24 protein-coding genes are annotated in these 26,701 nt (G+C 66.7%); 12 read left to right on the top strand and 12 right to left on the bottom strand.

All coding sequences use genetic code 11. The features are described 5' to 3' along the window. Entirely contained in the window at positions 1-1,365 is a 1,365-nt protein-coding gene (locus tag WS66_RS00005) for a replication initiation protein (protein ID WP_059604605.1), read from the top strand. Positions 1,366-1,455: 90 nt separating this feature from the next. On the opposite strand, the gene WS66_RS00010 is transcribed toward WS66_RS00005, so the two are convergent. The 3 genes from WS66_RS00010 to WS66_RS00020 all read right to left on the bottom strand — a co-directional run bounded on the left by WS66_RS00010 (position 1,456) and on the right by WS66_RS00020 (position 3,785). After that, on the bottom strand, positions 1,456-2,517 hold the full coding sequence (locus WS66_RS00010; RefSeq protein ID WP_059604607.1) for a ParB/RepB/Spo0J family partition protein: 1,062 nt from the start codon (positions 2,515-2,517) through the stop codon (positions 1,456-1,458). A gap of 23 nt (positions 2,518-2,540) precedes the next feature. Further along, positions 2,541-3,203, bottom strand: coding sequence for a ParA family partition ATPase (gene parA / locus WS66_RS00015; protein WP_040138954.1), 663 nt, complete (start codon positions 3,201-3,203; stop codon positions 2,541-2,543). A gap of 225 nt (positions 3,204-3,428) precedes the next feature. Further along, positions 3,429-3,785, bottom strand: coding sequence for a hypothetical protein (locus tag WS66_RS00020; RefSeq protein WP_159086493.1), 357 nt, complete (start codon positions 3,783-3,785; stop codon positions 3,429-3,431). Positions 3,786-4,147: 362 nt separating this feature from the next. On the opposite strand from WS66_RS00020, the gene arsC reads away from it, so the two are divergent. Then, complete coding sequence (gene arsC, locus WS66_RS00025; RefSeq protein WP_059604814.1) at positions 4,148-4,504, top strand: arsenate reductase (glutaredoxin); 357 nt, start codon at positions 4,148-4,150, stop codon at positions 4,502-4,504. A 215-nt stretch (positions 4,505-4,719) separates the two neighbouring features. On the opposite strand, the gene WS66_RS00030 is transcribed toward arsC, so the two are convergent. Together WS66_RS00030 and WS66_RS00035 are read right to left on the bottom strand one after the other, a co-directional pair. Continuing rightward, entirely contained in the window at positions 4,720-4,959 is a 240-nt protein-coding gene (locus tag WS66_RS00030; RefSeq protein WP_082728993.1) for a zf-HC2 domain-containing protein, read from the bottom strand. Next, positions 4,940-5,536, bottom strand: a complete 597-nt coding sequence (locus tag WS66_RS00035; protein ID WP_059604613.1) for an RNA polymerase factor sigma-70 — start codon at positions 5,534-5,536, stop codon at positions 4,940-4,942. The genes WS66_RS00030 and WS66_RS00035 overlap by 20 nt, the downstream gene beginning before the upstream one ends. Positions 5,537-5,909: 373 nt before the next feature. Here WS66_RS00035 and WS66_RS00040 point away from each other — a divergent pair, with 373 nt between their 5' ends. Continuing rightward, on the top strand, positions 5,910-6,464 hold the full coding sequence (locus WS66_RS00040) for an NADPH-dependent FMN reductase (RefSeq protein ID WP_059604618.1): 555 nt from the start codon (positions 5,910-5,912) through the stop codon (positions 6,462-6,464). Positions 6,465-6,509: 45 nt separating this feature from the next. Here WS66_RS00040 and WS66_RS00045 read toward each other — a convergent pair whose 3' ends face one another. Then, positions 6,510-8,753 (bottom strand): hybrid sensor histidine kinase/response regulator, encoded by a 2,244-nt coding sequence (locus tag WS66_RS00045; RefSeq protein ID WP_059604621.1) that lies wholly within the window; start codon positions 8,751-8,753, stop codon positions 6,510-6,512. A gap of 467 nt (positions 8,754-9,220) precedes the next feature. Here WS66_RS00045 and WS66_RS00055 point away from each other — a divergent pair, with 467 nt between their 5' ends. The 3 genes from WS66_RS00055 to WS66_RS00065 are packed head-to-tail and all read left to right on the top strand — an operon-like array spanning position 9,221 to position 11,155. Then, positions 9,221-9,589 carry a response regulator gene (locus tag WS66_RS00055; protein WP_040138947.1) on the top strand — a complete coding sequence of 123 codons (369 nt, stop codon included), beginning with the start codon at positions 9,221-9,223 and terminating at the stop codon, positions 9,587-9,589. Continuing rightward, the gene (locus WS66_RS00060) at positions 9,582-10,208 is read left to right on the top strand and encodes a chemotaxis protein CheC (protein WP_059604625.1); all 627 of its coding nucleotides are present in this window, start codon (positions 9,582-9,584) and stop codon (positions 10,206-10,208) included. The genes WS66_RS00055 and WS66_RS00060 overlap by 8 nt, the downstream gene beginning before the upstream one ends. Next, positions 10,205-11,155 (top strand): GGDEF domain-containing protein, encoded by a 951-nt coding sequence (locus WS66_RS00065; RefSeq protein WP_059604628.1) that lies wholly within the window; start codon positions 10,205-10,207, stop codon positions 11,153-11,155. Before WS66_RS00060 ends, WS66_RS00065 begins: the two co-directional genes overlap by 4 nt. Before the next feature lie 38 nt (positions 11,156-11,193). Here the strand turns inward: WS66_RS00065 and WS66_RS00070 are convergent, their stop codons facing one another. Continuing rightward, complete coding sequence (locus WS66_RS00070) at positions 11,194-12,078, bottom strand: alpha/beta fold hydrolase (protein WP_059604632.1); 885 nt, start codon at positions 12,076-12,078, stop codon at positions 11,194-11,196. A 206-nt stretch (positions 12,079-12,284) separates the two neighbouring features. Between WS66_RS00070 and WS66_RS00075 the strand changes: the two genes are divergently transcribed. The 5 genes from WS66_RS00075 (at position 12,285) to WS66_RS00095 (ending at position 17,677) form a co-directional block, all read left to right on the top strand. Further along, a complete protein-coding gene (locus WS66_RS00075; protein WP_059604635.1) occupies positions 12,285-12,617 on the top strand; it encodes a hypothetical protein in 333 nt (110 codons plus the stop codon). A gap of 257 nt (positions 12,618-12,874) precedes the next feature. Next, on the top strand, positions 12,875-13,723 hold the full coding sequence (gene hpnD, locus WS66_RS00080; protein WP_059529130.1) for a presqualene diphosphate synthase HpnD: 849 nt from the start codon (positions 12,875-12,877) through the stop codon (positions 13,721-13,723). Positions 13,724-13,727: 4 nt separating this feature from the next. Beyond that, complete coding sequence (hpnE, locus tag WS66_RS00085; RefSeq protein ID WP_059604637.1) at positions 13,728-14,981, top strand: hydroxysqualene dehydroxylase HpnE; 1,254 nt, start codon at positions 13,728-13,730, stop codon at positions 14,979-14,981. Positions 14,982-14,992: 11 nt separating this feature from the next. Then, a complete protein-coding gene (shc, locus tag WS66_RS00090) occupies positions 14,993-16,966 on the top strand; it encodes a squalene--hopene cyclase (RefSeq protein WP_059604640.1) in 1,974 nt (657 codons plus the stop codon). 54 nt (positions 16,967-17,020) lie between these two features. Then, positions 17,021-17,677 carry a phosphorylase gene (locus tag WS66_RS00095; RefSeq protein ID WP_059604817.1) on the top strand — a complete coding sequence of 219 codons (657 nt, stop codon included), beginning with the start codon at positions 17,021-17,023 and terminating at the stop codon, positions 17,675-17,677. Positions 17,678-17,797: 120 nt separating this feature from the next. On the opposite strand, the gene WS66_RS00100 is transcribed toward WS66_RS00095, so the two are convergent. Both WS66_RS00100 and WS66_RS00105 read right to left on the bottom strand, forming a co-directional pair. Further along, complete coding sequence (locus tag WS66_RS00100; RefSeq protein ID WP_059604643.1) at positions 17,798-18,799, bottom strand: MlaA family lipoprotein; 1,002 nt, start codon at positions 18,797-18,799, stop codon at positions 17,798-17,800. Further along, positions 18,792-21,425, bottom strand: coding sequence for an MMPL family transporter (locus WS66_RS00105; RefSeq protein ID WP_059604646.1), 2,634 nt, complete (start codon positions 21,423-21,425; stop codon positions 18,792-18,794). Before WS66_RS00105 ends, WS66_RS00100 begins: the two co-directional genes overlap by 8 nt. Positions 21,426-21,752: 327 nt before the next feature. On the opposite strand from WS66_RS00105, the gene WS66_RS00110 reads away from it, so the two are divergent. Next, positions 21,753-22,349 carry an MlaC/ttg2D family ABC transporter substrate-binding protein gene (locus WS66_RS00110; RefSeq protein WP_059467381.1) on the top strand — a complete coding sequence of 199 codons (597 nt, stop codon included), beginning with the start codon at positions 21,753-21,755 and terminating at the stop codon, positions 22,347-22,349. A gap of 127 nt (positions 22,350-22,476) precedes the next feature. Here the strand turns inward: WS66_RS00110 and WS66_RS00115 are convergent, their stop codons facing one another. The 3 genes from WS66_RS00115 to WS66_RS00125 all read right to left on the bottom strand — a co-directional run bounded on the left by WS66_RS00115 (position 22,477) and on the right by WS66_RS00125 (position 26,202). Next, entirely contained in the window at positions 22,477-23,121 is a 645-nt protein-coding gene (locus tag WS66_RS00115) for a response regulator (protein WP_059604649.1), read from the bottom strand. 31 nt (positions 23,122-23,152) lie between these two features. Further along, entirely contained in the window at positions 23,153-24,532 is a 1,380-nt protein-coding gene (locus tag WS66_RS00120) for a cache domain-containing protein (protein ID WP_059604652.1), read from the bottom strand. A gap of 107 nt (positions 24,533-24,639) precedes the next feature. Further along, the gene (locus WS66_RS00125; protein ID WP_059604655.1) at positions 24,640-26,202 is read right to left on the bottom strand and encodes a sensor domain-containing diguanylate cyclase; all 1,563 of its coding nucleotides are present in this window, start codon (positions 26,200-26,202) and stop codon (positions 24,640-24,642) included. Positions 26,203-26,701 lie beyond the last annotated feature (499 nt).

A 26,701-nucleotide genomic window follows, 5' to 3' on the forward strand; every position in this document is an offset into this window, starting at 1 on the left:
ATGGCCACGAAGCGCGCCAAGAAAACCGATGTGGATGTGGTGAGTGCCAGTTCAGCCGAATTGCGTAAGGCCGTCGAGGCGATCGCAATTCAGCCGAAGAGCGGCAAGATCACGCTCCTGACCCGCAAGCTGTTCAACGTCCTGCTCGCCGTCGCGCAGCAGGCCGACGACTCGGGCGATACCTATCGCGCGCTGCTGTCGGACATCGTCGCCAACTCCGCCTTCGATTCGAACGACACCGCGCTGGTGAAGGAACACCTGCGCCGTATGGTGTCGGTGCAGGTCGAATGGAGCTCGGGGACGTCGAGCCAGAAGCCGGGCCGCAAGTGGGGGATCTCGACACTGATCGCCGATGCCGAAATTCTTGAGGATCCGGCCACGCGCCGCGTGTGGGTCGAATTTTCATTTGCACCGAAGATCAAGAAGAAGCTGCTCGACCCGGTCCAGTACGCGCGTCTGAGCCTGCAGTTCCAGAGCCAGCTGCGCAGCAGCGCTGGTCTTGCGCTCTACGAAATCTGCGTGCGTTACCTGACGAACCCGAGCCATCTGACGATGCGCGAGCCGTGGGAATGGTGGCGTCCGATCCTGTCGGGCACGCCCGATACGGAAGCCGGCGACGAGGCGAAGCGCGAGTACAAGTACTTCAAGCGGGACTACCTGCGTCCGGCGATCGCCGAGGTCAATGCGGTCACCAACATTTTCGTCGAGCTGATCGAGCATCGGGAAGGGCGGCGGGTCGCGGAGATCCAGTTCCGCGTGACCGAGCGCAAGCAGCCGATGCTCGCGCTCGACGAGCATCCGAACGTGTTCGACAGCACGCTGGTCGACCGGATGGTGAAGCTCGGGATTCCGCTCAAGGAAGCGCAGACGCTCTACGCGGACAGCGAGGAAAACCGGATTCGCGCCGCGCTACAGATGACCGAGCAGCGGATGCGCAGCACGACGCTGCCGCCGGTGCGCAGTGCGCCCGCGTTGTTCAAGGACGCGCTGAAGAAGGGTTATGCGCCGCCGGTCGAGTCCGTCGACGCGCTGCCTTCCGGCGCGCCTGCCGCGAAGGCCGTTTCGGCGCAGCCGGACGATCTGAAGGCACGTCTGTTGAGCGAATTCGCGGCGTTCCGCCGCAAGGAAGCGAAGGTGTTGTACGAGGAGCAGGGCGACGCGGAGCGCGAAGTGGCGCGCGAGTCGTTCGAGTCGGAAGTGTTGCCGACGATGGGCTCGCACCTGCGCGACGACTGGCGCAAGCGCGGCCTCGATTCGAAGCTGGCCGAGACGGCCTTTTTCGACTGGCTTGCCCAGAAAACCTGGGGCGAGCCGACCGACGGCGACCTGCTGTCGTTCACGCTGAATCAATCCCGGGCCGCCTGAGGCCCGTTCAGGCCCCTCTGACGGGCCGTCGCCGGCCGCCCGCCCGTCCGGCGGGCCCGGCGCCTCGCCAGGCCCTGGCGGCCATTTCCATCAGTCCGACAACAGCATCCGCTCGAGCTGCTCGAGGATCGCGTCGCGCTTGTCCTTCGGGAGGCCGCGCAGGCGCAATTCGATGCGGTCTTCGCCATACGACTTCAGGTCGCCAACCGACTTGCCGCCGAGCTTGATCTCGAGACGCTGCGCATAGCGCTGGCGGCCCGCCGGCTTCGGCGTTTCCTGTGCCGCGACGCGGCCCTTGACGATGTCCGACACTTGGCGCGTGCTGAGATCGTCGGATACGATCTTGTTGATCAGCCGCAGCGTCGCCTCGGTGCCGCGCGCATTGTGATAACGGCCGACCTGATACGCCATGTTCGAACCGAAGCGATCGGGGCGTGCGACCATCTCCTGCATCACGCTTTCCGGCAGCTTGCCGATCGACAGCGCAACCGCGACCGTCGATTCGTCGAGGCCGAGATGCTCGGACAGTTCCTTCTGACTCTGGAAATGTTTGTCGTCGAGGAAGCGGCGCCATACGACGGCGTTGTCGAACACCGTCTGCGAATCGCGTTGCACGTTCAGGTCGTAGCCGAGCTTGTAGCTCTGGATTCCGATCGGCACGTCGATCACGATCGCCTTCACCGACTCCTTGTTCGCTTCCTTCAACGCACGCACACGACGGCCGCCGTCGCTGACGAAATACGAACCCGGATTGTCGTAGTCCGGAATCACGTGGATCGCCTGCTGCTGCCCTTGCTTCGCGAGGTTGACCGCGAGTTCGGCAATCGACGACTTCAGATAGAAGTGCCGCGGGTTGAACGGGCTATGCTTGATCGCCTTCAGCGACAGCTCGATCACCTGGCCGGGCGCATAACGATTCTCGAGGCGCCACGCGCGATATTGCGGTGACTCGTCGGTCGGCGGATCGAGCAGGACGTCCGGTGCCGGCGGCGGCGCGATGTCCTTCTTGGCGGACTTCGTCGGGGCCGGCGTGGCCGTCTCGGATTTGACGATGCCATCGATGGCATTCAGCCGATCAAGCGCCGTGCGCTTCTCGCTCGTCGTGATATCCGGGCGCGCCTGGAATCCTTTTGCAAATTGGGAGGGTTTCATGCGACTCCTTTATGCGCATAAAGTCAGGGCAGCATGGCGACGATTTCGTCGGCACATGCGCGGATTTCCGCAGCGGCCAGCTTGGCGCCGCGATCGTTCATCTGCAGCACGGTCTGACCGAGCGCCATCGCCTGCTTGTACGCTTCCCGGGTCGGGATTTGCGTCTTCAGCAACGGGAAGCCGAGTTCCTCGAGTGCGCGCTTGAGCTCGCGGGTCAGCATGCGCTTCTCCTCCGTCTTGTTCAGCAGGAAGACGGCGCGGAGGTCCTCGTTCATCACCTGCGCCTGCTGGATCAGCTTGACCAGCCCAACGCTCGACCAGTAATCGGCCGGCGACGAGGAAGTCGGGATCACGGCGATCGATGCGGCCAGCAGCACGACGCCGGAGACCTTCTCGGTGATCGACGGCGGGCAATCGACGACGATGATGTCGTAGTCGTTGATGAACTTCTTGATTTCGCGATGGATCTGGCCGCCGGCTTCGGCGAGGTTGACGACCGGGAACGGGATGCCGGCGTCGCTATCACCGGATGCGCTCGACCAGTGAACCAAAGTGTTTTGACCGTCTGCGTCGATGACGAGGACGCGCTTCCCTTTCTCATGGAATGCCGCGCCGAGGTGCATGGCAATCGTGCTTTTGCCGACGCCACCTTTTTGTTGAGTGACTGCAATGATTTCCGCGGCCAATTTTCACTCCTGTTTTTGGTCGTTGGAATTCTACAGGACGATATTTATATTTCAATGAAATTGTCGTTCGCCAACTACGCGTTAGCCATTCGGGCTATTGGTTTATGCGCATAAACGAGCGGGTGATGCCGGATGGCCGGCACCGGTGGACGCGAGGTTACTGCGTTGGAGGATGAACGGAGATAGTCGTGACGGCGGGCGGCTTCGGTCTCACGTTCGGCACGCTTATCCACGCAATGTATCGGTGCTGCCCTTTCGATCATTGAAGGGGGCTGCTGCCTTGGTGTCGGGGAGTTTGTGCGCATAAACTTCGGCGGTATTGGAGAGCATCGGCGAGTCTGAGTCCTCGCTCGCGCGCCCCACTCCGATGACGAACGCCGCGCGGCTCAGGCCGATGCGGTGCATACGTGCCATGTTCAGTGACGAAGCGTGCTGGCCGTCCCCCGCTGTGTTTATGCGCATAAACGATCGAGCGGCTCGGCCGATATCAACGGTCGCACGGTCGGCAGACATGCATAAAGACGACCGTATGGCGATGCCACGGACGCCATCGCATATTGCGCTGATGATCGTTCGGGGCATCGAAGTGTCCGGGCCGACCGCGATATCAGCGGTCGTCTCCACCCAGGGACGCGATAGCTTTCTGCGCATAAACCCAGCGACGGATACATGAGGTGGCTCAATGTCGGCGCCGGCAACACGGCGTGACGATGAGCTTATCCCCCGGGCTATTCGCCGACGAAGAAGGCCTCGGAAATTTCCCATGCAACGCACTTTATGCGCATAAACGCATCAAGCCGGCTGCGCGCTCATCGGCGCAATGCACGCTCTCTGCACGCCACACCGAGACTCCAATCCCCCTTCCTCCCGTGTGCAGACATCCCGCCGAAACACCCGCAACCAGACTGGCTACAATACGGGCCTTTCTCATGCAGGCCCGAACGATGATCACGATCTACCACAACCCCCGCTGCTCGAAGTCCCGCGAGACACTTGCACTGATCGAGACGCTGAACACCACTGGCACGCCGGTGAACGTCGTCGAGTACCTGAAGACGCCGCCGACGGTCGAGGAACTGGAAGCGCTGCATCGTCAGCTTGGGCGCCCGGTGCGCGACATGCTTCGCGAAGGCGAGGAGCCGTACAAGACGCTGGATCTGGCCCGTGCGAATCTGACGGACGCGGAGGCCTACGAAGCGATTGCGGCGCATCCGATTTTGCTGCAGCGTCCGATCGTCGTGTATCGAGGCAAGGCAGCCATCGGCCGCCCGCCCGAGTCGGTGCGGGCGCTGTTCGAATAATTTTAGTTCGACGTATTTTTCTTATCGAATCATCCCTGCGCGACTGCGCGGGGATCGACCGACAAAATTCGCAACCGCCAACCACCTCCGACGCCGCGCAGCGGACAGCCCGTATTCGACGCGCGCGCCCCGCGAGCTGCCTCAAGCGTCGACCCTACGACGTCAACAACGACATCGCCAACTGCAACGCGTCACCACGGATCGACATCGGCAACCTAGCCCTCTCGCCCGTCGCCCGACGATTCATCCCGATCACCCCCCGCTTCATCCCCTGTCCCCCGCCCCGCCGCCGCATGCGCTGCCGTTCGCAGCAGCGCGATCTGCTCGCGATATGCGCGGCATCCACTGCAAGCCGGCAGATGCACGTGCACCTGCATGCGCTCATGGAGCGTCAACGCTCGGTCGAGCGCATCCGAGAGCAGTCGCGTCACGTCTTTACATTTCCCCAGCAGCATCTTCGGTCGTCAGTCCTTTTTCGCTCAGGCAGGTGCGCAGGCGCGTGCGCGCCCGATACAGCAGCACGCTGCAATGATTCGTCGTCAACGTAAGTTCGCTGCAGATGTCGTCAATCTCGACGTCGAGGAATTCGCGCATCATGAACACGCGTCCGATGTGTTCCGGCAGATGGTCGAGGCAGGCCTGGAACAGCGTCCAGAACTGCTGTTGCCGCAACAGCGTCTCGGGGCCCGCCCACGGTCGCGGCTTCGTGTGCGCGGCCCAGTGCCCGTTTTCCTTGAACAACTCGCGATCGAGCCCGGATTCGCCATCGAGCTCCGCATCGAGTGCGGACAGACTCACCGTCCGCTGCCGTAAACGCAGAATGTCGATCAGCTTGTTGCGCAGGATGCCAAATACCCAGGTCTTGTGGGCCGACCGTCCCGCGAACTCGCCCGCATGCGTCCACGCAGCGGTCAGCGCTTCCTGCACGGCATCCTCGGCCGCATCGGCATCGCGTAGCTGGAGTCGTGCGAAGCGCAACAGGTCGCGGCGCAGTTGCGCGAGATAGGCAGGGTCGTCGTATGCGGACGGCATGGCGGATCGGGAGCCTTACGAAGCGGAGGCGATCGTGTGCGCGCCACCGGGCGGGCGCATCGCGGTGCGAGCAGCTTACTGGGCGAGACGCCGCGCCGCAATGGATGTTCCGTCACGAATTCATGAAGCCGGTCGGCGCGCTGCGCTATGCTTTCCGGAGCCCCGCGTCGCGCGTTGTGAAATCGCGACGCGGGCGTTCTGTAACATCAGATCATAACGGTCAAGTTATCCACAATTTCTGTGGAAAACCTTGTGGAAAGTCGGCTGGTTTGCCCCGTGGGACGGCTCGCGGGCTGGCTTGCCTATAAACAGACCTTTTTTGCCTGTTCGGAATCAATCGATCCGATTCCTCACTCACCGGAAGGAGAAAGCCATGTCCTATCGTGTTGCAGTCGTCGTCGGCAGCCTGCGTCGCGGTTCCTGGAACCGCGCGCTCGCGCATGCCGCAATCTCGCTCGCCCCCGCCGATTTCTCTTTCGAATTCGTCGAGATCGGCGAACTGCCGCTGTACAGCCAGGACTACGACACGGATTTTCCGGAAGTCGCGAAGCGCTTCAAGCAGTCGATCGAAGCGGCCGACGCGGTGCTGTTCGTCACACCCGAATACAACCGCTCGATCCCGGGCGTGCTGAAGAACGCGCTTGACTGGGGCTCGCGCCCGTGGGGTCACAACTCGTGGTCCGGCAAGCCGGGCGCCGTGCTGGGCACGTCGCCGGGCGCGGTCGGTACCGCGCTCGCGCAGCAGCACCTGCGCAACGTGCTCGCGTATCTCGACGTGAAGATGCTCGGGCAGCCGGAAATGTTCATCAAGCATGACCCGGCGCGCATCGACGACGAGGGGCAGATCGTCAGCGAGGACACCCGCAAGTTCCTGCAGGGTTTCGTCGATCGCTACGTCGACTGGGTGCGCGTGCTGAAGGCGGCCTGATCGCTGTTCCCTTCCCACTGCCGGCACCGGCCCGCATGCCGCGGGTCAGGCGCCGGCGTGCCGCGCATCGCGTGCTTCGCGAATGCCGAGCAGGATCTCGTCGAGCAGCGCGATGTCGAACGGCTTCGACAGCACGCGCACGTTGACGGTACGCGTGCGGTCGAGTTCCTCCGCGTATCCCGTGACCAGGATCACGGGCAGCTTCCCCGGCCGCTTGTCAATCGCTTCGGCGAGATCGATGCCGTTCAGGCGGCCCGGCATGTGGATATCCGAGATCACCAGATCGAATGCGTCGTTCGCGGCCGCGCCCTCGATCAGGCGCAACGCGTCGTCGGCGGTGGGTGCGTAGGTGACGCGGTGCCCGAGTAGCGTCAGCAGCGCTTCGGTGCCGGCTGCGACTTCACTGTTGTCCTCCACCAGCAGCACATGCAGGCCCGCCAGCGCGCCGGCGTCGTGCGAGACGGGCTGTGACCGCGGGACGATGTCCTCGACGCGTGCGCGCGGCAGGTAAAGGCGCACCGACGTCCCGGCGCCGACCGCGCTGTCGATCGTCGCGAGGCCGCCCGAGCGCTCGCAGAACGCGAACACTTGCGGCAGCCCGAGCCCCGTTCCCATTCCCTGCGCCTTCGTCGTGAACAGCGGCTCGAACGCGCGCGCGAGCACGTCGGGCGCCATGCCCGAGCCCGTATCGTCGAGCGAGATCTGAACGAAGTCGCCGATCAGCGGAAAGCCGTCCTCGCGGCGCAGCGTCACGTTGCGCGCGCCGACCGTGAAGCGGCCGCCGACCGTCATCGCATCGCGCGCGTTGACGGCGAGATTGATCACCGCGAGCTCGAGCTCCGCGACATCGACCCGGATCGGCCAGATGCCGGGCTCGATCGCGACGACCAGCGACGACTTCGAACCGAGCGACGTCTTCAGCAGTTCGCGGCACGTGCCGAGCCACTGGCCGACGTCGATCGTTTCGTTGTGCAGCGGCTGCTTGCGCGCGACGCCGAGCAACTGGCGCGTGAGCGACTGGCCGTTCTTCAGCGCGCGTTCGATCGCGCCGAGTTCCTTGTCGAGATGCTGGACGCCGCGTCGCCGCGCGATCTGCACGTTGCTCGAGATGATCATCAGCAGGTTGTTGAAGTCATGCGCGACGCTGCCGACCAGGTTGCCGAGCGCCTGCATCTTGCGCGACTGCCGGTATGCCGATTCGATCGAGCGCCGCATCGACGCTTCGGCCTGCCAGCGGTCCCAGGCTTCCTCTTCCGCCTTCAACCGCTTCAGCGACAGCCAGATCACCGACCACAGCGCGATCGACGGCGCGAACATCGAGATGAACAGCACGCTCAGGTGTTCGTACCATTCATGCCAGATCGCGGAGGTGCGGTACGCACACGTCACGTACACGGGGTAGCTGCCGACCTGGCGGTACGCGACGATCTCGCTGCTGGCGCCGTCGTGGCGCACGCGCACGACGCCCGCGCGCGGATCGTTGCGCGCGTTGCCGAACGTGGCCGTGAGATCGGTATGCGCGAGCGATGGCGGCGGTGGATACGACGCGATCACCGCGCCGTCGGAGCGCGCGAGCGCCATCGTCATCGGCGTGGCCGCGCCGCCGAGCAGGTTGCGGTAGAACGCATTGAAATACGACGACTTCAGCGCGATCGAGACCATCCCGGCGAACGAACCGTCGCTGTGGCGTCGCGCCACGCCCGTGTTGAACACGGGGATGTTCTCGAGCTTGAGCGGCCCCATCATCAGCTTCGAGATGTGCTCGATCACCTTGCCGTCGCGGATGCCGGCGAAGTCGTCGCGGTACGCGATCGACGCATAGGGCGCCGGATAGTAGAGGCTGTTCGCGAGCAGCATCCCGCTCGCACCGAAGATCGACACCGCGGCCACCTGCGGATAGCCGCCGCCGATCGTATTCAGCGCTTCGTGGATGTCGGATTCGTGGCGGCGCACGGTGGCGTCGTCCATGTCCTGCACGAGGTCGACGATGCGCGCATCGAGCGTCTCGCTCAGGTCGAACACCTTGAGCGCATGCTCCTCGGCGACGCGCACGGTGCGCATCGTCACGTCGCTCGCCGCGGCCTCGCGTGCCGTCAGGTCGTTGTACGCCATGACCGACACGTAGATGCACGGCAGCACGATCGCCGCGACCAGCAGCACGATCAGCGTCACGCGCCGGACAGCGAAATCGTGCTCGGGTGCGCCGGACGCATAGCTGCCGTCGTCCTGCCAGTCGTCGGCGGGCGGGGAGGCGGGTGTGCGGGAGTCGGCGGGACGTTCGGACGTCATTGAGGAAGGCGGGCCAGGCTGAGATGTTCAATCATAAACGAGTTGCGCTTGCTCTCCGTACCGGCGCACGGATGTGCAACCTGATGATTCCGACAGGTGCGAAATGAAAGTTTGAAAACGCTATGAATCCGGCAGCGCAAACGTACACAAAGAAAAATTTTGCGTGCTTATCCTGAAAATGGCCGCGACTGTTTTCGGAATGCCGCGCGATCGAACCAATTCTGTTCGAAATGGTGAAAATGGCGAGTTGCACTGCCCTCGGTTTACTCAGAGAATCGCGCCTTGCTTTCCCTATGACAGATATATGCGCCCGCCGGCGTTCGCGGCGCGGTGTGTCGCGTGCCTCGCGCCGCGACGCCCACGCGCGGCCGCACGGTGGGGCCCACGCTTGATTGCATGGCGCCTCAAGAAGTGCGCCGCGCAGTCGTTAACGCGAGAGAGACCATTCCGTATACCGCTTCGCCGCCATGCCTTTGCCGATCGTGATCGCCGACGACTCCTTGCTCGCTCGCAAACTTCTGACAAAGGCACTGCCGGGAGACTGGGACGTCGACGTCGCGTATGCGGCGAATGGTCGCGAGGCTCTGGCGCTCTATCGTGACGGCAAAGCTTCCGTGATGTTTCTGGACCTGACGATGCCCGACATGAACGGCTATCAGGTGCTCGAGACACTGCGCCACGAAGATCTGAACACGTTCGTGATCGTGGTATCCGCCGATATTCAGCCGCAGGCGCAAGCACGCGTGCGCGAGCTGGGCGCGATCGCATTCGTTGCCAAGCCCGTGACGTCGGAGGCGTTGCTGCCCATTCTCAAGGAGTATGGGTTGTATGCCTGAATCGGTGTTCACGGCGGAGCAACGCGACGCGTTGCAGGAGATCGCCAACCTCGCGATGGGCCGCGCCGCTGCACGGCTCGCGCTCCTGCTCGGGCATTTCATCGAGCTCTCGGTACCGCGCGTGCGCGTCGTGAAGGCTGCCGATGCGGGCGACGCGCTGCGCGAGATGACGGGCATCCACGAGAACGTGACGGCCGTGCGCCAGGGATTCCGTTCCGACATCAAGGGCGAGGCGATCGTGCTGTGCCGCAGCGCGGGCGTCGCGCGGCTCATGTCGCTGATGGACCGCACGTTCGGCGACGGCGTGTACGCCGGCATGGCCACGCAGGACGAACTCGTGTTCGATGTCGCGAACGTGCTAATGAGCGCGTGCGTCGCGTCGATTCTCGACGAACTCGGCCGCAAGCCCGTGTTCTTCCCGCCGGGGCTGCTCGGCGCGAACGTGTCGTTCGACGACGTGTTCCAGCCGACCGCGCTCGCATGGAGCGTCGCGCTGCTGCTCGAAGTGAACTTCGGCCTCGAGGATCACGCATTCCGCGCACATTTCGTGATGCTGATGGCCGAGGATTCGATCCGGCTGATGGGCGACGCGCTCGACGCGTTGCTGTCCGCGCTATGACCGCTACCCCGATCACCACCGCCGCGTCGCTGAGCGACCTCGTGATCGAACGGGTCGGCTTCGGCCTGTTCGTGCTCGACCGCACGATGAACGTGCTGATGTGGAATCGCTTCATGCAGGACCACAGCGGTATCCCGGCTGCCGACGTGATCGGCCGCAACCTGTTCGACCGCTTTCCGGAACTGCCGCGCGCATGGCTCGAACGCAAGCTCGAGAGCGTGTTCCAGCTCGGCAGTTTCGCATTCAGCTCGTGGGAGCAGCGGCCCTACCTGTTTCGCTTCGAACACGACCGGCCGATCACCGGCGGCGTCGACTACATGCAGCAGGACTGCACGTTCATGCCGCTCACGCGTGGCCGCGAAGTCGAGGCCGTGTGCGTGACGATCTCGGACGTCACGCACGTGAGCGTGATGCAGCGCGAGCGCGAGGAGGCGGTCGCGAAGCTGCGCGAGCATGCGAATCGCGACGGCCTTACCGGCATCGCGAACCGGCGCTTCTTCGAGGCGCGGCTCGGCGACGAGTTCGCGCGCTGGCAGCGCTACGGCGGTGACCTGTCGGTGCTGCTATTCGACCTCGACCACTTCAAGACGATCAACGACCGGTTCGGGCATGCGGCCGGCGATGCGGTATTGCGCGAGACGGCGCGCCGCGTCGCGTCGATCGTGCGCGCGCAGGATACGTTCGGCCGCTTCGGCGGCGAGGAATTCGCGCTGCTGCTGCCGTGCACGAATCTCGACGAGGCGATGCGGGTGGCCGACAAGGTGCGCGACGCGATCGGCAGCACGCCGGTCGACGCGGAAGGCGTCAGCGTGCCGGTGACGGCGAGCGTCGGCTGCGCGTGCGCGACGGCGGGCGCGTTGGCGTTCGACACGCTCGTCAACGAGGCCGACACCGCGCTCTATCGCGCGAAGCGGCTCGGGCGCGATCGGTCGGTCGCCTACGCGTAACCGCCGCGCCGCCGCTTCACGCGTGCGATCCGCGCCGTTCAGCTTTTCGCGATATCCACGAGCACGCCGGCCAGTACGGCCGGCTGCGACATGAACGGCGAATGGCTGCTGTCGAGCTGGTGCACGTGCGTCGGATTACCGGGCACGAACGCGTCGGCTTCGTCGATGAAGCGCTGCTGCAGCGCGGGCAGGATCACGCGATCCGCCAGGCACTTGATGTAGTGACGATCGATCGCGCCCCAGCGCGCGGTGGTCGTCGGGATCGCGGTCGCGAACGGCGCGGCCGGCACGTCGCAGGTCATCAGGTTCGCCACCGCCTCGAAGTCGGCCTGCGGGACGTCGTCGTACAGCGCGCGCTTCGCGAGCGCGCGATACGCGGCATCGCCGCTGCGCGGATCGATCCGCAGCGCGCCCGCGACGCGTGGGCTCGCGAGCATCAGCGCGCCCAGCATTTCGCCCTTGTTTTCGGGCGCACGCACGTAGTCGAGGCCCGGCACGCCCGACGCGGGCATGAACGCCGCGAGATAGACGACCTTCGCGATTTTCTCCGGCGCGCGCTCCGCCGCGGCCGTGATCGCGAGGCCGCCCATGCTGTGGCCGACGAGCACGACCTTGCCGTGCCCGAGCGCGTATGCGTCGTCGACCGCCTGCATCACCTGTGTCGCGTAATCGTCGAGCGTGGTATTCGCCACCGGCGACGGCTCGGCGCCGAATGCGTCCTCGTCGAGCGGCCGTTCGAGATACGACGCGGGAAAGCGGGCGTTGATGCCGTGCGCAGGCAGGTCGCGCGCGATCGACAGGTAGCCGCGCGCGGCCAGCGCGGCCGCGACGTGCGCGTAGCACCACGCACCATGCCACGCGCCGTGCACAAGCACGAAAACGGGATGGCCGGATTGCGCGGCAGCGGTTACATTCGTCTCCATGGTGTCCGTGTCTTTTTCGAGAGAGGTGTTCATCTTAGACGAAGCCGCGCGCGTCCAAGCATGAACGCGCGGCCCGACCGTGCGCGTGCCCGGATCGGCTGCCGCGATGAGGCCCTTTTGTCTCGTTCAGGCCACAATTCGTCCTGATCTGATTTGAATTTGCGCCGAAGCGCGCTAATTTGACGCTTTGCTTCCGATTGCGCCCCATGAACGTCGACTACCTCTTCTACCGGCGGCCGGACAAGCCTGGCCCCTATTCGCTCGACGACCTGGGCGAGATCGCGCCGCCGATCGGCCCTGGCGACGTGGTGCGCGCGGGGATCGCGCGCGTGTTCGAGCAGATCGACTGGCAGGAGTCGCCCGACGTGCCGGGCGCGTGGTTCGGCACCGGCGGCCCGTCGTTCCAGTTTACGGCGGACCCCGACGGGCGCGTGACGAGCTTCATGGGCTCGCGCCTCGAACGCCGCTCGATGCTGCAGCTGACCCGTGAAATGGGGCTCATTGCGCTCGATCTGCAGCGCGACATCGTCTACGGCTGACGGGCGGCGCGACGCCGCTCTCGGGCGCGCCCGGCCACGCAGGCCCGAGCCCCCTGACGGCCTGCCGGGCGCGGCGCGTCTCCGCCCTTCGAACTTCAAAGATTGCTATACTTTCGCCCAATTCCGGCATCCGGCCGGTAATTTGTGCCTGTCTGCGTCGATCGTTCGCATATCTCGCACGCATTTGACGCCCTGACCAACCCAGCCGGGCATGGCTTCTTCAATCGCCCCGCGTGGGTGTCTCCGTGGAGCTCGTCTTGGCCGTTTCCAATCTCGTCGTGGACGAACAAGAAACCGACGCCGCTGCCGTCACATCGGGCAGTTCTTTCTATCTGGCGATGCGCATCCTGCCGGCGGTGCAGCGCGACGCGATGTTCCAGGTCTACGCGTTCTGCCGCGCGGTCGACGACATCGCCGACAGCGACTTGCCGCGCGCCGAGCGCAACGCGGGCCTCGATCGCTGGCGCGCGGACATCGACGCGTGCTTCGCCGGCCAGCCGCCGCGCCATCTGGTCGCGCTCGAGCGCGAGATCCGCGCATTCGACCTGAAGCGCGAGGACTTCCACGCGATGATCGACGGGATGGCGATGGACGCCGCCGAGGACATCTGCGCGCCGGACGAACCGACGCTCGACCTGTTCTGCGATCGCGTGGCGAGTGCGGCCGGCCGTCTGTCGGTAAGGATTTTCGGGATCCCGGAGGCGGAAGGCATCGAGCTGTCGCACCACCTCGGCCGCGCGCTGCAGCTGACGAACATCCTGCGCGACATCGACGACGACGCGGCGATCAACCGCTGCTACCTGCCGCGCGAGCTGCTCGCGCGCGAAGGCATCGCGATCACCGATCCGGCGACGATCGTGCGCGACCCGGCGCTGCCGCGCGTGTGCGCAACGCTCGTCGAGCGTGCGCTCGAGCATTTCCGCGCGGCGGACGCCGTGATGGATCGCTGCACGCGCGCGCAGGTCAAGGCGCCGCGCATCATGTCAGGCGCGTACCGCTGCATTCTGGAAGCCGCGATTGCGCGTGGCTTCGCCGCCCCGCGCGTGCCGCTGCGCAAGCCGAAGGCGCGCATGCTGATGATCGCCGCGCGCTACGCGCTGTTCTGAGCCAATGCCCAGAACCGTCCACGTGATCGGTGCAGGACTCGCGGGCCTGTCGGCCGCCGTCGAGCTGCAACGCCGCGGGCGGCGCATCGTGCTGCACGACGCGCATGCGCATGCTGGCGGCCGCTGCCGCTCGTGGTTCGACGAGACGCTGAACACGACGCTCGACGGCGGGCTGCACCAGGTCTTCGCGGGGCAGTCCGCGACGCAGCGCTACCTGCGCGCGATCGGCGCGGCCGATCAGCTCACGGGGCCCGCACTGCCTGAATATCCGGTGATCGACGTCGCGTCGCAGCAGCGCTGGACGCTGCGCTTCGGCAACGGGCGCTGGCCGTCGTGGCTGTTCGATGCCGCGTCGCGTGCGCCGGGCACCACGCCGCTCGACTACCTCGCGCTGGCGTCGCTCGCGTTCGCGCGCACCGGGCGCTCACTCGCACAGGCGATGCGATGCGACGGCGTGCTGTGGGATCGTTGGCTGCGGCCGTATTTTCTCGGGGCGTTGAACGTCGAACCACGCCACGCGAGCGCCGAGCTCGCGCGCGCGGCACTGTGCGGCATGTTTGCCGCGGGCGGCCCCGGTTGGCGCCCGCTCGTCGCGCGCCACGGCCTCGGCAGCGCATTCGTCGAACCGGCGCTGCGGATGCTGCAGCACGGCGGCGCGCAGATCCGCCTGAACTCGCGGCTCGATGCGTTCGAATTCGGCGCGCACGGCAACGCGGTCGATGCGGTGGCGATCGGCGGCGAGCGTGTCGATCTCGCGCCGGGCGACGCGGTCGTGCTGGCTGTGCCGCCCGAGGTCGCGCAGCCGCTCGTCCCGGATCTCACCGCGCCCGACACGTTCAGCGCGGTCGTGACCGCGTATTTCGCGGTTGATACACCGGCGGGCAGCCCGCTGCAGACGGCCGTCGTCAACGGCATCGTCGACGCGGTGCGCGCAGGCGATGGTCCGCTCGCGGCGACGATCCGCGACGCGGGCCGCTGGCTCGACATGCCGCGCGATGCGCTCGCGCGGCGCATCTGGGAAGACGTCGCGCGCGTGACCGGCGCGAACCCGGAAACCCTCCCCGCGTGGCAGCTCGTCGTCGAGCCGCGCGCGGGGTTTGCGGCGGTGCCGTCGCAGGAAATGAAACGTCCGGCCGTGCGTACGCGCTGGACCAATCTCGTGCTGGCGGGTGACTGGATTGCCACCGGCTTGCCCGCCACGATCGAGGGCGCGATCCGTTCCGGCCAACTGGCCGCGGACGTGCTCCAGACACAATAAGAGAGGGACCGATGAACGATCTCACCGATATGGCTAACCTGTCCGCCGGCACCGTGCCGGCCGGACTCGACGCGGCTGTCGCCAGCGCGACCGACGCGCTGCTGGCCGCGCAGAACGCGGACGGACACTGGGTCTACGAACTCGAAGCCGATTCGACGATTCCCGCCGAATACATACTGCTCGTCCACTATCTCGGCGAGACGCCGAACCTCGAGCTCGAACAGAAGATCGGCCGCTATCTGCGTCGCATCCAGCAGGCCGACGGCGGCTGGCCGCTGTTCACCGACGGCGCGCCGAACATCAGCGCGAGCGTGAAGGCGTATTTCGCGCTGAAGGTGATTGGCGACGACGAGAACGCCGAGCACATGCAGCGTGCGCGCCGCGCGATCCACGCGATGGGCGGCGCCGAGATGTCGAACGTGTTCACGCGGATCCAGCTCGCGCTGTACGGTGCGATTCCGTGGCGCGCGGTGCCGATGATGCCGGTCGAAATCATGCTGCTGCCGCAATGGTTCCCGTTCCACCTGTCGAAGGTGTCGTACTGGGCACGGACCGTGATCGTGCCGCTGCTGGTGCTGAACGCGAAGCGTCCGATCGCGAAGAACCCGCGCGGCGTGCGCATCGACGAGTTGTTCATCGACCCGCCCGTCAACGCCGGCCTGCTGCCGCGCCAGGGCCACCAGAGCCCTGGCTGGTTCGCGTTCTTCCGCGTGGTCGACCACGCGCTGCGCGCGGTCGACGGCCTGTTCCCGAGCTACACGCGCGAACGCGCGATCCGCCAAGCCGTGTCGTTCGTCGACGAGCGCCTGAACGGCGAGGACGGCCTTGGCGCGATCTATCCGGCGATGGCCAACGCGGTGATGATGTACGACGTGCTCGGCTATGCGGAAGATCATCCGAACCGCGCGATTGCGCGCAAGTCGATCGAGAAGCTGCTCGTCGTGCACGAGGACGAAGCGTATTGCCAGCCGTGCCTGTCGCCGGTGTGGGACACGTCGCTTGTCGCGCATGCGCTGCTCGAAACCGGTGACGCGCGTGCCGAGGAAGCCGTGCTGCGCGGCCTCGACTGGCTGCGCCCGCTGCAGATCCTCGACGTGCGCGGCGACTGGATCTCGCGCCGCCCGAACGTGCGGCCGGGCGGCTGGGCGTTCCAGTATGCGAACGCGCACTATCCGGACGTCGACGACACGGCGGTGGTCGTGATGGCGATGGACCGTGCGCAGAAGCTCAAGCAGACGGATACGTATCGCGAATCGATGGCGCGCGCGCGCGAATGGGTCGTCGGCATGCAGAGCAGCGACGGCGGCTGGGGCGCGTTCGAACCGGAAAACACGCAGTACTACCTGAACAACATCCCGTTCTCGGATCACGGCGCGCTGCTCGATCCGCCGACCTCGGACGTATCGGGCCGCTGCCTGTCGATGCTGTCGCAACTTGGCGAGAGTGCGCTGAACAGCGAGCCGGCCCGTCGCGCGCTCGACTACATGCTGAAGGAGCAGGAACCGGACGGCAGCTGGTACGGCCGCTGGGGGATGAACTACGTGTACGGCACGTGGACGGCCCTGTGCTCGCTGAACGCGGCCGGCCTGACGCCGGACGATCCGCGCGTGAAGCGCGGCGCGCAGTGGCTGCTGTCGATCCAGAACAAGGACGGCGGTTGGGGCGAGGACGGCGACAGCTACAAGCTGAATTACCGCGGCTTCGAGCAGGCGCCGAGCACCGCGTCGCAGACGGCCTGGGCGCTGCTCGGCCTGATGGCGGCGGGCGAGGTGAACAACCCGGCCGTTGCACGCGGCGTCGACTACCTGATCGCGCAGCAGAACGAAGAAGGCCTGTGGGACGAGACGCGCTTCACGGCGACCGGCTTCCCGCGCGTGTTCTACCTGCGCTATCACGGCTATCGCAAGTTCTTCCCGCTGTGGGCGCTCGCGCGCTATCGCAACCTGAAGCGCGCCAATGCGACGCGCGTGACGGTCGGGATGTAACGCGTGGCACCGGCGCAGCACAACGGCACGTTGCCCGTCATCGCCGTCACGGGGATGGCATTCGAGGCACGCATCGCGCGCGGTCACGGCGTCGAGGCCGTGTTCGCGGCGCGGGCCGACCGGCTCGAGCGCGCGCTGGCAGAGGCGACCGCGCGCGGTTGCGCGGGCATCGTGAGCTTCGGCACGGCGGGCGGGCTCGCACCCGATCTCGCGCCGGGCGCGCTCGTGATCGCGGACGCGATCGACGGGCCGTTCGGCCGCGTGCAGACCGATCCGGGCTGGAGCGCGCGGCTCGTCGCCGCGCTGCACGACACGCCGGTGTGGGCGCGCGTCACGCGCGGCACGATGGCGGCAGTCGGCGCGCCGGTGGTCAGCGAGCAGGAAAAGGCGTCGCTGCATCGCACGAAGGGCGCGCTTGCCGTCGACATGGAATCGCATATCGCCGCGGCCTTCGCGGCGTCGCGCGGCGTGCCGTTCGCGGTGTGCCGCGCGATCGTCGACCCTGCGTGGCGCACGCTGCCACGCGCGGCGACGGCCGGCCTGCGCGACGACGGCAGCACGGCCATTCTGCCGATCCTGCGCGAGCTGCTGAAGCAGCCGTCGCAGCTTGGCCCGTTGCTGCAGGTCGCGGGCGATGCGCGCGCGGCGCGAACGACGCTGATCCAGGCGCGACACGCGTTCGAACGTGCGGGCGCGATGCGGATCGTCTGAGCGGCGCTCGCCGCGTTCGGCTTCTCCTCTCCCCCTCCCCTTTTTCGTTTTCCGGACACGCAAAAAAAAGAGCGCTGCATGATGCAGCGCTCTTCGGCTTGCGGGCGGATGCCGTGCGCGTTACTGCGCGGCCGGACCGCTCGCGGGCACCGTCGGCATCGCCGGCGCGATCGGCGCGCCGTTGGCGGCCGGCGCGGTCGTCGCCCCGGCCGACGCAGCCGCAGGCGCACTCGCAGGCGCACTCGCAGGCGCACTCGCAGGCGTCGCGCCGTCCGCACCCGGATCGTCATACTGCGGCAACCCCGGCGCAGCCGGCGCGTTGTTCGGTGCGGCACCCTCGCCCGGATCCTCGTAGTTCGGCAACCCCGGCACGGCCGGCGTGGCCGCCGGCACGGCGCCCGATTCACCCGGTTCGTTGTAAGTCGGCAGCGTGCCCGATGCCGACTGGCTGCGATACGTCAGCGACTTGCGCTGCTGCAGGTATGCGTCGCGCACGAACGAATACGGATCGAGCGCGGCCTGCTTCAGCAGGTCGGTTGCGCCGAGCAGGTCCGAACGCGCGCTGATGAACTGCGCGATGTACATCGGATTGCGCACGGCCGGCTCGATGTAGTTGAGCAGGTTGAAGCGAACGTCCACCGCGCGGCCGACGCCATCGCGGATCGTGCTCGGCCCGAACACGGGCAGCACGAGGTACGGGCCGGACGGCACGCCCCAGCGCGCCATCGTCAGCCCGAAATCCTGATGATGCTTCGGCAGCCCGGCCGGTGTCGCGATGTCGATCAGGCCGCCGACGCCGAACACCGAGTTCATCGCCACGCGCATCAGATCCTCGGTTGCATCGGTGATGCGGAGCTGCAGCAGGTTGTTCGCGATGTTGCCGAGATCGCCGAGGTTCGAGAAGAAGTTGCTGATCGCGGTGCGCACGGGTGTCGGCGTGACCTTCTGGTACCCCTTCGCGATCGGCTGGGCGATGTTCGTGTCGACGGTGTCGTTGAACTTGTACATCGCCCGGTTCATCGGCTCGAGCGGGTCATTGGGGTTGCGGTTCGGTCCCGTCGCGCAGCCGGACAGCACTGCGGTGGCGGCAACGGTCGCCGCAATGATTCGCACCTTATTCATTGATTCCTTGCGATTGGTTCTTGGCGCTTTTGACGCGCGGTTTGCCCATCAGGACGGGCTGGAACACCACGGCGCCGATCAGCGTGCAGGTCAACGCCAGCGCGAGCAGCTTGCCCATGCTCGACGTGCCCGGATGATGCGACAGCCACAGGCTGCCAAAGGCGGTTGCCGTCGTCGCGGCGCTGAACAGCACCGCGTGCGTGAGGCTCGAATGCAGCAGGCCTGTCTGGCCCCCGCGCCATGCCATCACGAAGTACACCTTGAACGCGACGCCGACGCCGAGCATCAGCGGCAGCGCGATGATGTTCGCGAAGTTCAGCGACATGCCGAGCACGACGCACATCTCGAGCGTGACGAGCCCCGACACGAGCAGCGGCACCAGCGTGCGCAGCACGTCGCCGAAGCGTCGCAGCGTGATCCACAGCAGGATCGTGATCGACAGGATCGACCATAGCGCCGCATGCAGGAACGCGTTGATGATCGTGTCGGCCGAATGCAGGATCGAGATCGGGCCGCCGATCGCGCCCGGCTCGGCGGCCTTCACCGCCTTCGCGAAGCGGCGCAGCATCGTGTCGTCGTTCGGATCGACGCCCGTCGGCACCTTCGGCGAAATCTGCACGAGCGCGTGGCCGTCCGGCGCGATCCAGTCGCGCACGAGCTGCGGCGGCAGCGATTCGCGCGTGATGTCCTGCGGTTGCAGCAGCGTCGCGAGCTGATTGAGCGCGATGCGCAGCGTGTCGGAGAACGCGCGTTCGGCGCGGTCGCGCGTCGCGGCATCGGCGGCGGCGAGCTTCGCGAGCGATGCCGACAGATGCTGCGCGGCGGCCGCGCCCGGGCCCGGGTGATCTTCGGCCGCGTAGCTCAGCAGGTCCGACACGCGCTTGAGCGCGGCGACGCGCTGCGCGTCGGTCGCGGGCGGCGCGGGCGGCTGCGTCAGCGCGGGCAGCAGGTCACTCGCGGCGGCGGCGATCGCCGCACGCTTGGCCGGCTGGTCGGCCGGCACGAAGGTCGACAGCGTCGTCGTGCGGCCGACTTCCGGCAGCGCGTCGAGGCGCTTCGCGGCCGCGTCGGCCTCGGCGAGCGACGGCGCGAGCAGCGTGACGTCGTTGACGGCCGCTTCCGGCGAATCCTTCAGCGCGAGCAGCGTCGCCATCGATTCGCTGTTCGGATCCTTCAGATGCAGCGGATTGAAGTCGAAGTGCAGGAACGCGAGCAGCGGCAGCGCGCCGATCACGACCACGAGCGTGCCGATCAGGATCGGCTTGCGATGGCGATCGAGGTAGTCGTCGACCGGCGCGAGCCACGGGAAGCCCGGCGTCTTCGATTCGCCCGGCGGCGCGAACAGGCGCAGCAGCGCGGGCAGCAGCGTGAGCGTGGTGAGCAGCGCGACGAACATCCCGACGCCTGCGATCAGGCCGAGTTCGGATACGCCGCGATAGGCGGTGGGGATGAACGAGAAGAAGCTCGCCGCGACGGCCGCGGTGGCCAGCGCGAGCGGCGTGCCCATCGAGTGCGCGGCGCCGATCAGCGCGTGATCGATGCGCGGATCGCGGAAGCGTTCCTCGCGGTACTTCACACCGTACTGGATCGAGAAATCGACGCCGAGGCCGACGAACAGCACCATGAACGCGACCGAGATCATGTTCAGCGAACCGACCATCGCGAGGCCGAGCGCCGCGGTCACGACGAGGCCGACGAACAGCGTGACGAGCACCGAGCCGATCATCCGCTTCGAGCGCAGCGCGAGCCACAGGATCACGAGCACGGCGAGGAGCGTGAGCGCGCCGTTGAGCGCGGCGCCGTCTTCGACCGACGCGAATTCGTCGTCGGCGAGCGGTTGTTCGCCGGTCAGCCGCACGACCGCGCCGTAGCGTTGCTCGAGGCCGAGCGCTTTCGCCGTGTCGCGGATCACCTGGGTCGTCTCGGCACCGGCCTTCAGCGCACCGTAGTTGACGACCGGCTGCACCGTGACGAACGCGCGGGCCGGCTGGCGCGCGGCATCGCTGTCGACCAGCCCGCGCCACGAGAACGCGGCGGGCTTGCCGGCCAGCACGTCGTCGACCGTCGCGGCACTGCGCGCGAGCAGCTTCGCCATCGCGGGCAGCTTCACCTGGCCGGTCAGGAGCGGCTGGCCGAGCGTGGTGGACAGCGTGGTCGCGAGCCCGGTCAGGCTCGGGTTCTTCGCGAGTTCGTTGACGAGCGGCCGCGCGCTCGCGAGCTGTGTCGTCGTGTCCGACACTTCCTGCGGCGACAGGAACAGCAGCCCGTTGTGCTCGAAGAACGGGCCGCCACCGGGTTCGGCGACCTGGCCGATGCGGCCGGCGTCGGCCTGCTTCTGCAGGGCTTCGGTGAGCGTATGCGCGGCGGCGGTTGCGAATTCGGGTGCCGGGGCCTCGACCACCGCGAGGATCGTGCCGTTGCGTTGCGGGAAGGCCTTGTCGACGGCCTGGCCGAGCGCGGCCCACTGGGGTTCGGCATCGACGAGCTTGCTGATGTCCGTGTTGATCTTGAAGTGCTGCGCGACGTAGACGCCGCTGAAGACGGCGACGACGAGCGACAGCACGACGACCCAGACGGGGCGGCGTACCGACCATGCGACGAGTCGGACGATGAGAGATGTCACCATGTGGCGGCGGGGAGGGGCTGGCAAGGACAAAACAACGAGTATACCGGCGCAACGTGGCGTCGGTCGCGACGTTGGAGCGTAAAGGGGCGGGAAGGATATTTGCTCCGCAGCGCAGGAATCGGCGCGCGGGGCCCGGCGATTTGTATGGGGATGCTTACATAATCGTCTGGCGTCGCGCCGCGACGGGGCCTGTGACAAAAGGGGTTGAAAGGTAACAGTCGGTCACCGCGCGGCAGGCCGGGCGCCGGGCCGCTATACTTCGACCCACCGGCCAATGCCACCGATGCAATCCGCCGGCCGTTTTTTCTCATCGAGTGCGATATCCGTATGAAACGTCATCTCTTTGCTTTCGTCGCGGCGGCCGCCGTGTCGGTTTCCGCTTTCGCGCAGAGCGCGCCCGTCGACATCGTCCGCAATGCGGTCGAAGGCACCGTCAACGCGATGAAGGCCGATCCGGGCGCGCGCGGCGGCGACATGGCGAAAGTCACGCAAGTCGTCGAGCAGCGCTTCCTGCCCGCGACGAACTTCGAACGCACGACCCGCATCGCGGTCGGCGATGCCTGGAAGCAGGCGACGCCGCAACAGCAGCAGGAGCTTTACAAGCAGTTCAAGCTGCTGATGACGCGCACCTATGCCGCGTCGCTCGCGCAGCTCGGCGGCCAGGACGCGAAGTTCTCGTTCAAGGCCGGCGGCGCGTCGGGCGCCGATGCGCTGGTGCAGTCGACGGTCACGACGCCGGGCGACAGCCAGTCGGTCGGCTATCGCCTCGGCAAGGTCGGTAGCGACTGGAAAATCTACGACATCGACATGTCGGGCGCGTGGCTGATCCAGGTCTACCAGGGCCAGTTCAAGAGCCAGCTCGCGTCGGGCGGCATCGACGGCCTGATCGCGTATCTGCAGAAGCACAACTCGCGGACGAACTGATCGCCGCCAGTCGGCCGGCTGTTCAGCATGTCGGCATGCATCAAGGGCGCCCTCGGGCGCCCTTTTCGTTGCGGGTTCGCGGTGGCGGCGTCATGTTCGGCACGACGCAACGCCGGTGTCGGGGGGGCTACCGCCGCCGATGCTCGACCGCGAACTTGATCAGCTCCGCCTGCCCCTCGATCTCGAGCTTGCGCTTCAGATTGAGCCGGTGCGTTTCCACCGTGCGCACCGAGAGCCCCGTTTGCTGCGCGATCTGCTTGCTCGACAGCCCCTCGGCCAGCGCATCGAGGATGTCGCGTTCGCGCGGTGTCAGGCGGTCGAGCGGCGACGCGGTCGCGCTCGCCTGGATCATCCGCGCGGCGAGCCCTTCGCTGAAGAACGTCTGCCCCGTGAGCACCGCGCCGATCGCGCGTACGATCTCGCTCGCGGGTGAATCCTTCAGCAGATAGCCGCTCGCGCCGGCGCGCACGGCCTGCGTCACATATTCGACGTTGTCGTGCATCGACAGCATCAGCACGCGAATTCCCGGAAAGCGCTCGTGAAAGACGCCGGCGAGCGTGATGCCGTTCATCCCGTTCATGCCGACGTCCATCAGCGCTAGATCGGGCTCGAGCGACGCGGCGAGCGCGAGCGCCTCGTCCGCGTTGCCGGCTTCGCCGACCACGGACAGGTCGGCCGCCTCGAGCCGCATCCGCAGGCCGTCGCGCACCAGCGGGTGATCGTCGACAAGCAGCAGTCGGGCGGCGGGCCGGGCAATGTCGGGGGCGCTCATGGGCAAAGGTCTCCGGTTATGGGGCGCGTGGTCAGGCGGCGCGCAGCGGCACGCGCGCGGCCACGACGGTGTGGCCGACCTGCGACGTGATCGTCAATGTGCCGCCGAGCGCGTCGAGGCGCTCGCGCATGTTGCGCAGCCCGATGCCGCGGCGCGCGTCGGTCTGCGACCGCTCGGCATCGAAGCCGCAGCCGTTGTCGGCGATGGTCAGCGTGGCGGAATGCGCGCCGACGTCGAGCGTGACGGCCGCGCGCGACGCCTGCGCATGATGCACGATGTTGCTGAGCGCTTCCTGCGCGATCCGGAACAGCGCCGTATTGACCGGCGCGGGCAACGGCCGCGCGCCGCTGTGCGCCACCTGCGTATAGCCGATGTCGATGCCGCTTTCCGCGCCGAGTTCGCGCACGAGCTGCTCGAGCGCGGCCGCGAGGCCGAGATCGTCGAGCATCGCCGGGCGCAGCGCATGCGAGATGCGCCGCACTTCGCGCAGCGTCTCGCCGAGACGTCCGACGCCCGACGCGAGCGCCTGCTCGGCTTCGGGCATGCGCGTCGCACCGCGCTCGAAGCGCGCGAGCGCGGATTCGAGCATCAGCTTCGCGGACACCATCATCTGGCTGATCCCGTCATGCAGTTCGCGCGACAGCCGCTCGCGCTCCTGCTCCTGCGATTCGACGACACGCTGCGCGAGCTGCTTGAGCTTCGCGTCGGCGCTGCGCGACTCGCTGACGTTCAGCACCAGCGCGCAGACGGCGATCGCCGCCGCGCCGGTCAGCGCGATCGCGGTGAGCCAGCTCATCGTCCGCTCGATGTTCGCGGACGCGCGCGCGTCGATGCGTTGCAACGCGTTGTCGACGTCGTCGAGATAGATGCCGGTGCCGACCATCCAGCCCCAGCGTTCGAGCGCGACGACGTAGCCGAGCTTCGGCGCGAGCTTGCCCGTCGACGGCCGCTGCCACGTGTAGCGCACGTAGCCGCCGCCGTGCGACGCGGCGCCGATCAGCTGCTGGATTGTCAGCGCGCCCTGCGGGTCGCGCATCGACCAGTAGTTGTGGCCGACGCGCTCGGGCTCGCGCGGGTGCATCAGCGCATTGCCGTGCAGGTCGTATACGAAGAAATAGCCGTCGGGGCCGAAATCCATCTTCTGCAGCATCGCGAGCGCCTGGGTGCGCAGCAACGCGTCGTCGCGCGCATTGCGGCCGCTCGCGTCGTACAGCGGCATGATTGCGCTCGTCGCGAGCTCGACGTAATGCTTCAGCTCCACTTCCTTGCTCGACAGGTAGGCGGCCTGGATCGTCGCGTGCTGCGTGCGCGCCAGCGACGTCGCCTGCTGGCGCACGCCGAAGCCGATGCCGGCGATCGCGAGCAGGAATGGCACGATGGCCAGGAGGAAAATCTTTGCCTTGAGTCTCATGGTGGTTTGAAGCGGGCGCGGGCCGGCCGGCACATGTGTCGCGCGGCGGCGAGCCGACATTGTCGGCGATTTCGCCCGGGGTCGGCGGGGCGGCGGCCCGCCGTGGCTCAGGCGCGCCGCGGCGTGCGATCCAGGCTCTCGGCCGTCTGCACGACGACCCGGTTGCGCCCGCGTTCCTTGGCCCGGTACAGCGCGTCGTCGGCGAGCTTCAGCGCGGCATGGATGCTGTCGTCGCGTTCCGGGTAGCAGGTCGTCACGCCGATGCTCGCGGTCAGGCGGTCGGACGAGCCCGTGGCGTGCCGGATGCCGAGATCGAGGATGCCGGTGCGGATCGCTTCGGCGATCGTCACGGCGCCGGGCGTGTCGACGTCGGGCAGCACGACGACGAATTCCTCGCCGCCGTACCGGGCCGCATAGTCGGCCGGGCGCCGCAGGCAGCCCGCGATGCAGCGGCCGACCGCGGCGAGCGCGTCGTCGCCGGCCTGGTGGCCTTGCGTGTCGTTGTAGCGCTTGAAGTGATCGACGTCGACGAACAGCAGCGACAGCGCGTGTTGCGAGCGTGCCGCGCGGCGCCATTCGCGCGCGAGCGTGACGTCGAGCATCCGGCGGTTGTCGAGGCCGGTGAGGCCGTCGGTGCGCGCGAGCGCCTGCAGTTCGGTTTCCGCACGGTGCCGCTTGCGCAGCTGCACGTCGAGCAGCAGCGACAAGCCGGCGAAGCCGAGCGCGAGCATGACCATCGCCGAACCGATCGGGATCGCACGGTCGTACCACGCTGCGTAAGTGTCGGCTTCCGAGCGCGCGACCATGATGATCAGCGGCACGTTTTCGAGATGCCGGAACACGTACAGGCGCCGCACGCCGTCGATCGACGCGGTATCGGCGAAGCTGCCCTCGTTCGCGGTCATGAAGTGCCGGAACGTGCTGGCCTTGCTGATGTCGCGGCCGACGATCGCCGGATCGTACGGCTTGCGCGCGACCATCCGGCCGTCGGTGTTGATCAGCGCGACGGAGCCGCGATCGCCGAGCGCCAGGCGCGAGAACAGGTTCTGGAAATATTCGAGCCGGATCGACATCACGGCGACGCCGCCGAATGACCCGTCGGGCCGCGTGATACGCCGGCTGAGCGCGATGCTCAGCGAGCCGCCGCGCAGTCGGGAATGGTACGGATCGCTGATGTACAGGCCGACGTCCGGGTGGTCGCGGTGCACCGTGAAATACGATTCGTTGGCGAAGTTGGCCTTGCGTGGCACATCGCTCATGCCGTCGACCGCGATGTCGCCGTTCGCGTCGAGCACGTAGATGCCGCCGAGATATTTGGCCGTCGTCGCGCGGTCGAACAGCACCTGGCGGCGCAGCGACAGCGGCAGCCTGGCGACTTCGGGATCGTTCGAGCCGTCGACGACCGCCTGCAGCGACAGCGAATAGATCTCGATGTTGCGCTCGATGTCCCACGACGCCATCAGCGCGATGTTCTGCTGGGTGGTGCGCGCGATATCGCGTGCGTCGATACGGCCTTCGTACAGCACGATGGCGCACAGCAGCAACAGGAGCAGCGCGATCAGCAGCCCTGAATAGAAGATCAGGTGCGGCAGCAGGAACCGGCGAAATTGCGCGGCGATGCGGCCCGTCAGGCCGGATTCGCTGGGCATTGCGTAGTCGGTTTCTGCCATGGTTCGTGGATCGATGGGCATCTGCGCCAGGCGGCGGGCCGATGCGATTGTTCGTATGATTTGCCGGCGGCGATCCGGTATGCGGTCTCCGATGCGCGTGCCGCCCGATCGACCGGAGAACGGGAGCCGATCATCGATGATTGCGGCCAGATAAACCGCAAAAATCACTCCTTTCACCGGGAGGATTGGCCGCGATCCGACGATCCGACGAATCGGGCGGCGCGGATTGATCCGAGTATAACGCGCGTATTCGTATGCGCGGAGAATGTTGCGGACCGTTGATCCGGATCAACTTATCGCCGTGGCCGACACTTGCCAATCGCGCGTGGAGCGTTGCGGCGCAAGGCTTTGCGCCAGGGGCAGGAGCGGCGCGAATTCCACGCTGGCCGGTTTTACTGCTTTAACGGCCGGTGAAGCAGGAACTTGAGGTCATGCGATACGGACCGATTATCCATTTCGGTATCCGCATGAATTCGCAGATGAAAAACGGGCGGCCACG

This window comes from Burkholderia sp. LA-2-3-30-S1-D2, from assembly GCF_001523915.2.
Taxonomy (GTDB): Bacteria; Pseudomonadota; Gammaproteobacteria; order Burkholderiales; family Burkholderiaceae; genus Burkholderia; species Burkholderia diffusa.

Bases quoted from the DNA above. Each gene is read 5' to 3' on its own strand.
- WS66_RS00005 (WP_059604605.1), top strand. From the start codon at position 1: ATGGCCACGAAGCGCGCCAAGAAAACCGATGTGGATGTGGTGAGTGCC.
- WS66_RS00010 (WP_059604607.1), bottom strand. From the start codon at position 2,517: ATGAAACCCTCCCAATTTGCAAAAGGATTCCAGGCGCGCCCGGATATC.
- WS66_RS00020 (WP_159086493.1), bottom strand. From the start codon at position 3,785: ATGCCCCGAACGATCATCAGCGCAATATGCGATGGCGTCCGTGGCATC.
- arsC (WP_059604814.1), top strand. From the start codon at position 4,148: ATGATCACGATCTACCACAACCCCCGCTGCTCGAAGTCCCGCGAGACA.
- WS66_RS00030 (WP_082728993.1), bottom strand. From the start codon at position 4,959: ATGCTGCTGGGGAAATGTAAAGACGTGACGCGACTGCTCTCGGATGCG.
- WS66_RS00035 (WP_059604613.1), bottom strand. From the start codon at position 5,536: ATGCCGTCCGCATACGACGACCCTGCCTATCTCGCGCAACTGCGCCGC.
- WS66_RS00040 (WP_059604618.1), top strand. From the start codon at position 5,910: ATGTCCTATCGTGTTGCAGTCGTCGTCGGCAGCCTGCGTCGCGGTTCC.
- WS66_RS00045 (WP_059604621.1), bottom strand. From the start codon at position 8,753: ATGACGTCCGAACGTCCCGCCGACTCCCGCACACCCGCCTCCCCGCCC.
- WS66_RS00055 (WP_040138947.1), top strand. From the start codon at position 9,221: ATGCCTTTGCCGATCGTGATCGCCGACGACTCCTTGCTCGCTCGCAAA.
- WS66_RS00060 (WP_059604625.1), top strand. From the start codon at position 9,582: ATGCCTGAATCGGTGTTCACGGCGGAGCAACGCGACGCGTTGCAGGAG.
- WS66_RS00065 (WP_059604628.1), top strand. From the start codon at position 10,205: ATGACCGCTACCCCGATCACCACCGCCGCGTCGCTGAGCGACCTCGTG.
- WS66_RS00070 (WP_059604632.1), bottom strand. From the start codon at position 12,078: ATGGAGACGAATGTAACCGCTGCCGCGCAATCCGGCCATCCCGTTTTC.
- WS66_RS00075 (WP_059604635.1), top strand. From the start codon at position 12,285: ATGAACGTCGACTACCTCTTCTACCGGCGGCCGGACAAGCCTGGCCCC.
- hpnE (WP_059604637.1), top strand. From the start codon at position 13,728: ATGCCCAGAACCGTCCACGTGATCGGTGCAGGACTCGCGGGCCTGTCG.
- shc (WP_059604640.1), top strand. From the start codon at position 14,993: ATGAACGATCTCACCGATATGGCTAACCTGTCCGCCGGCACCGTGCCG.
- WS66_RS00095 (WP_059604817.1), top strand. From the start codon at position 17,021: ATGGCATTCGAGGCACGCATCGCGCGCGGTCACGGCGTCGAGGCCGTG.
- WS66_RS00100 (WP_059604643.1), bottom strand. From the start codon at position 18,799: ATGAATAAGGTGCGAATCATTGCGGCGACCGTTGCCGCCACCGCAGTG.
- WS66_RS00105 (WP_059604646.1), bottom strand. From the start codon at position 21,425: ATGGTGACATCTCTCATCGTCCGACTCGTCGCATGGTCGGTACGCCGC.
- WS66_RS00110 (WP_059467381.1), top strand. From the start codon at position 21,753: ATGAAACGTCATCTCTTTGCTTTCGTCGCGGCGGCCGCCGTGTCGGTT.
- WS66_RS00115 (WP_059604649.1), bottom strand. From the start codon at position 23,121: ATGAGCGCCCCCGACATTGCCCGGCCCGCCGCCCGACTGCTGCTTGTC.
- WS66_RS00120 (WP_059604652.1), bottom strand. From the start codon at position 24,532: ATGAGACTCAAGGCAAAGATTTTCCTCCTGGCCATCGTGCCATTCCTG.
- WS66_RS00125 (WP_059604655.1), bottom strand. From the start codon at position 26,202: ATGGCAGAAACCGACTACGCAATGCCCAGCGAATCCGGCCTGACGGGC.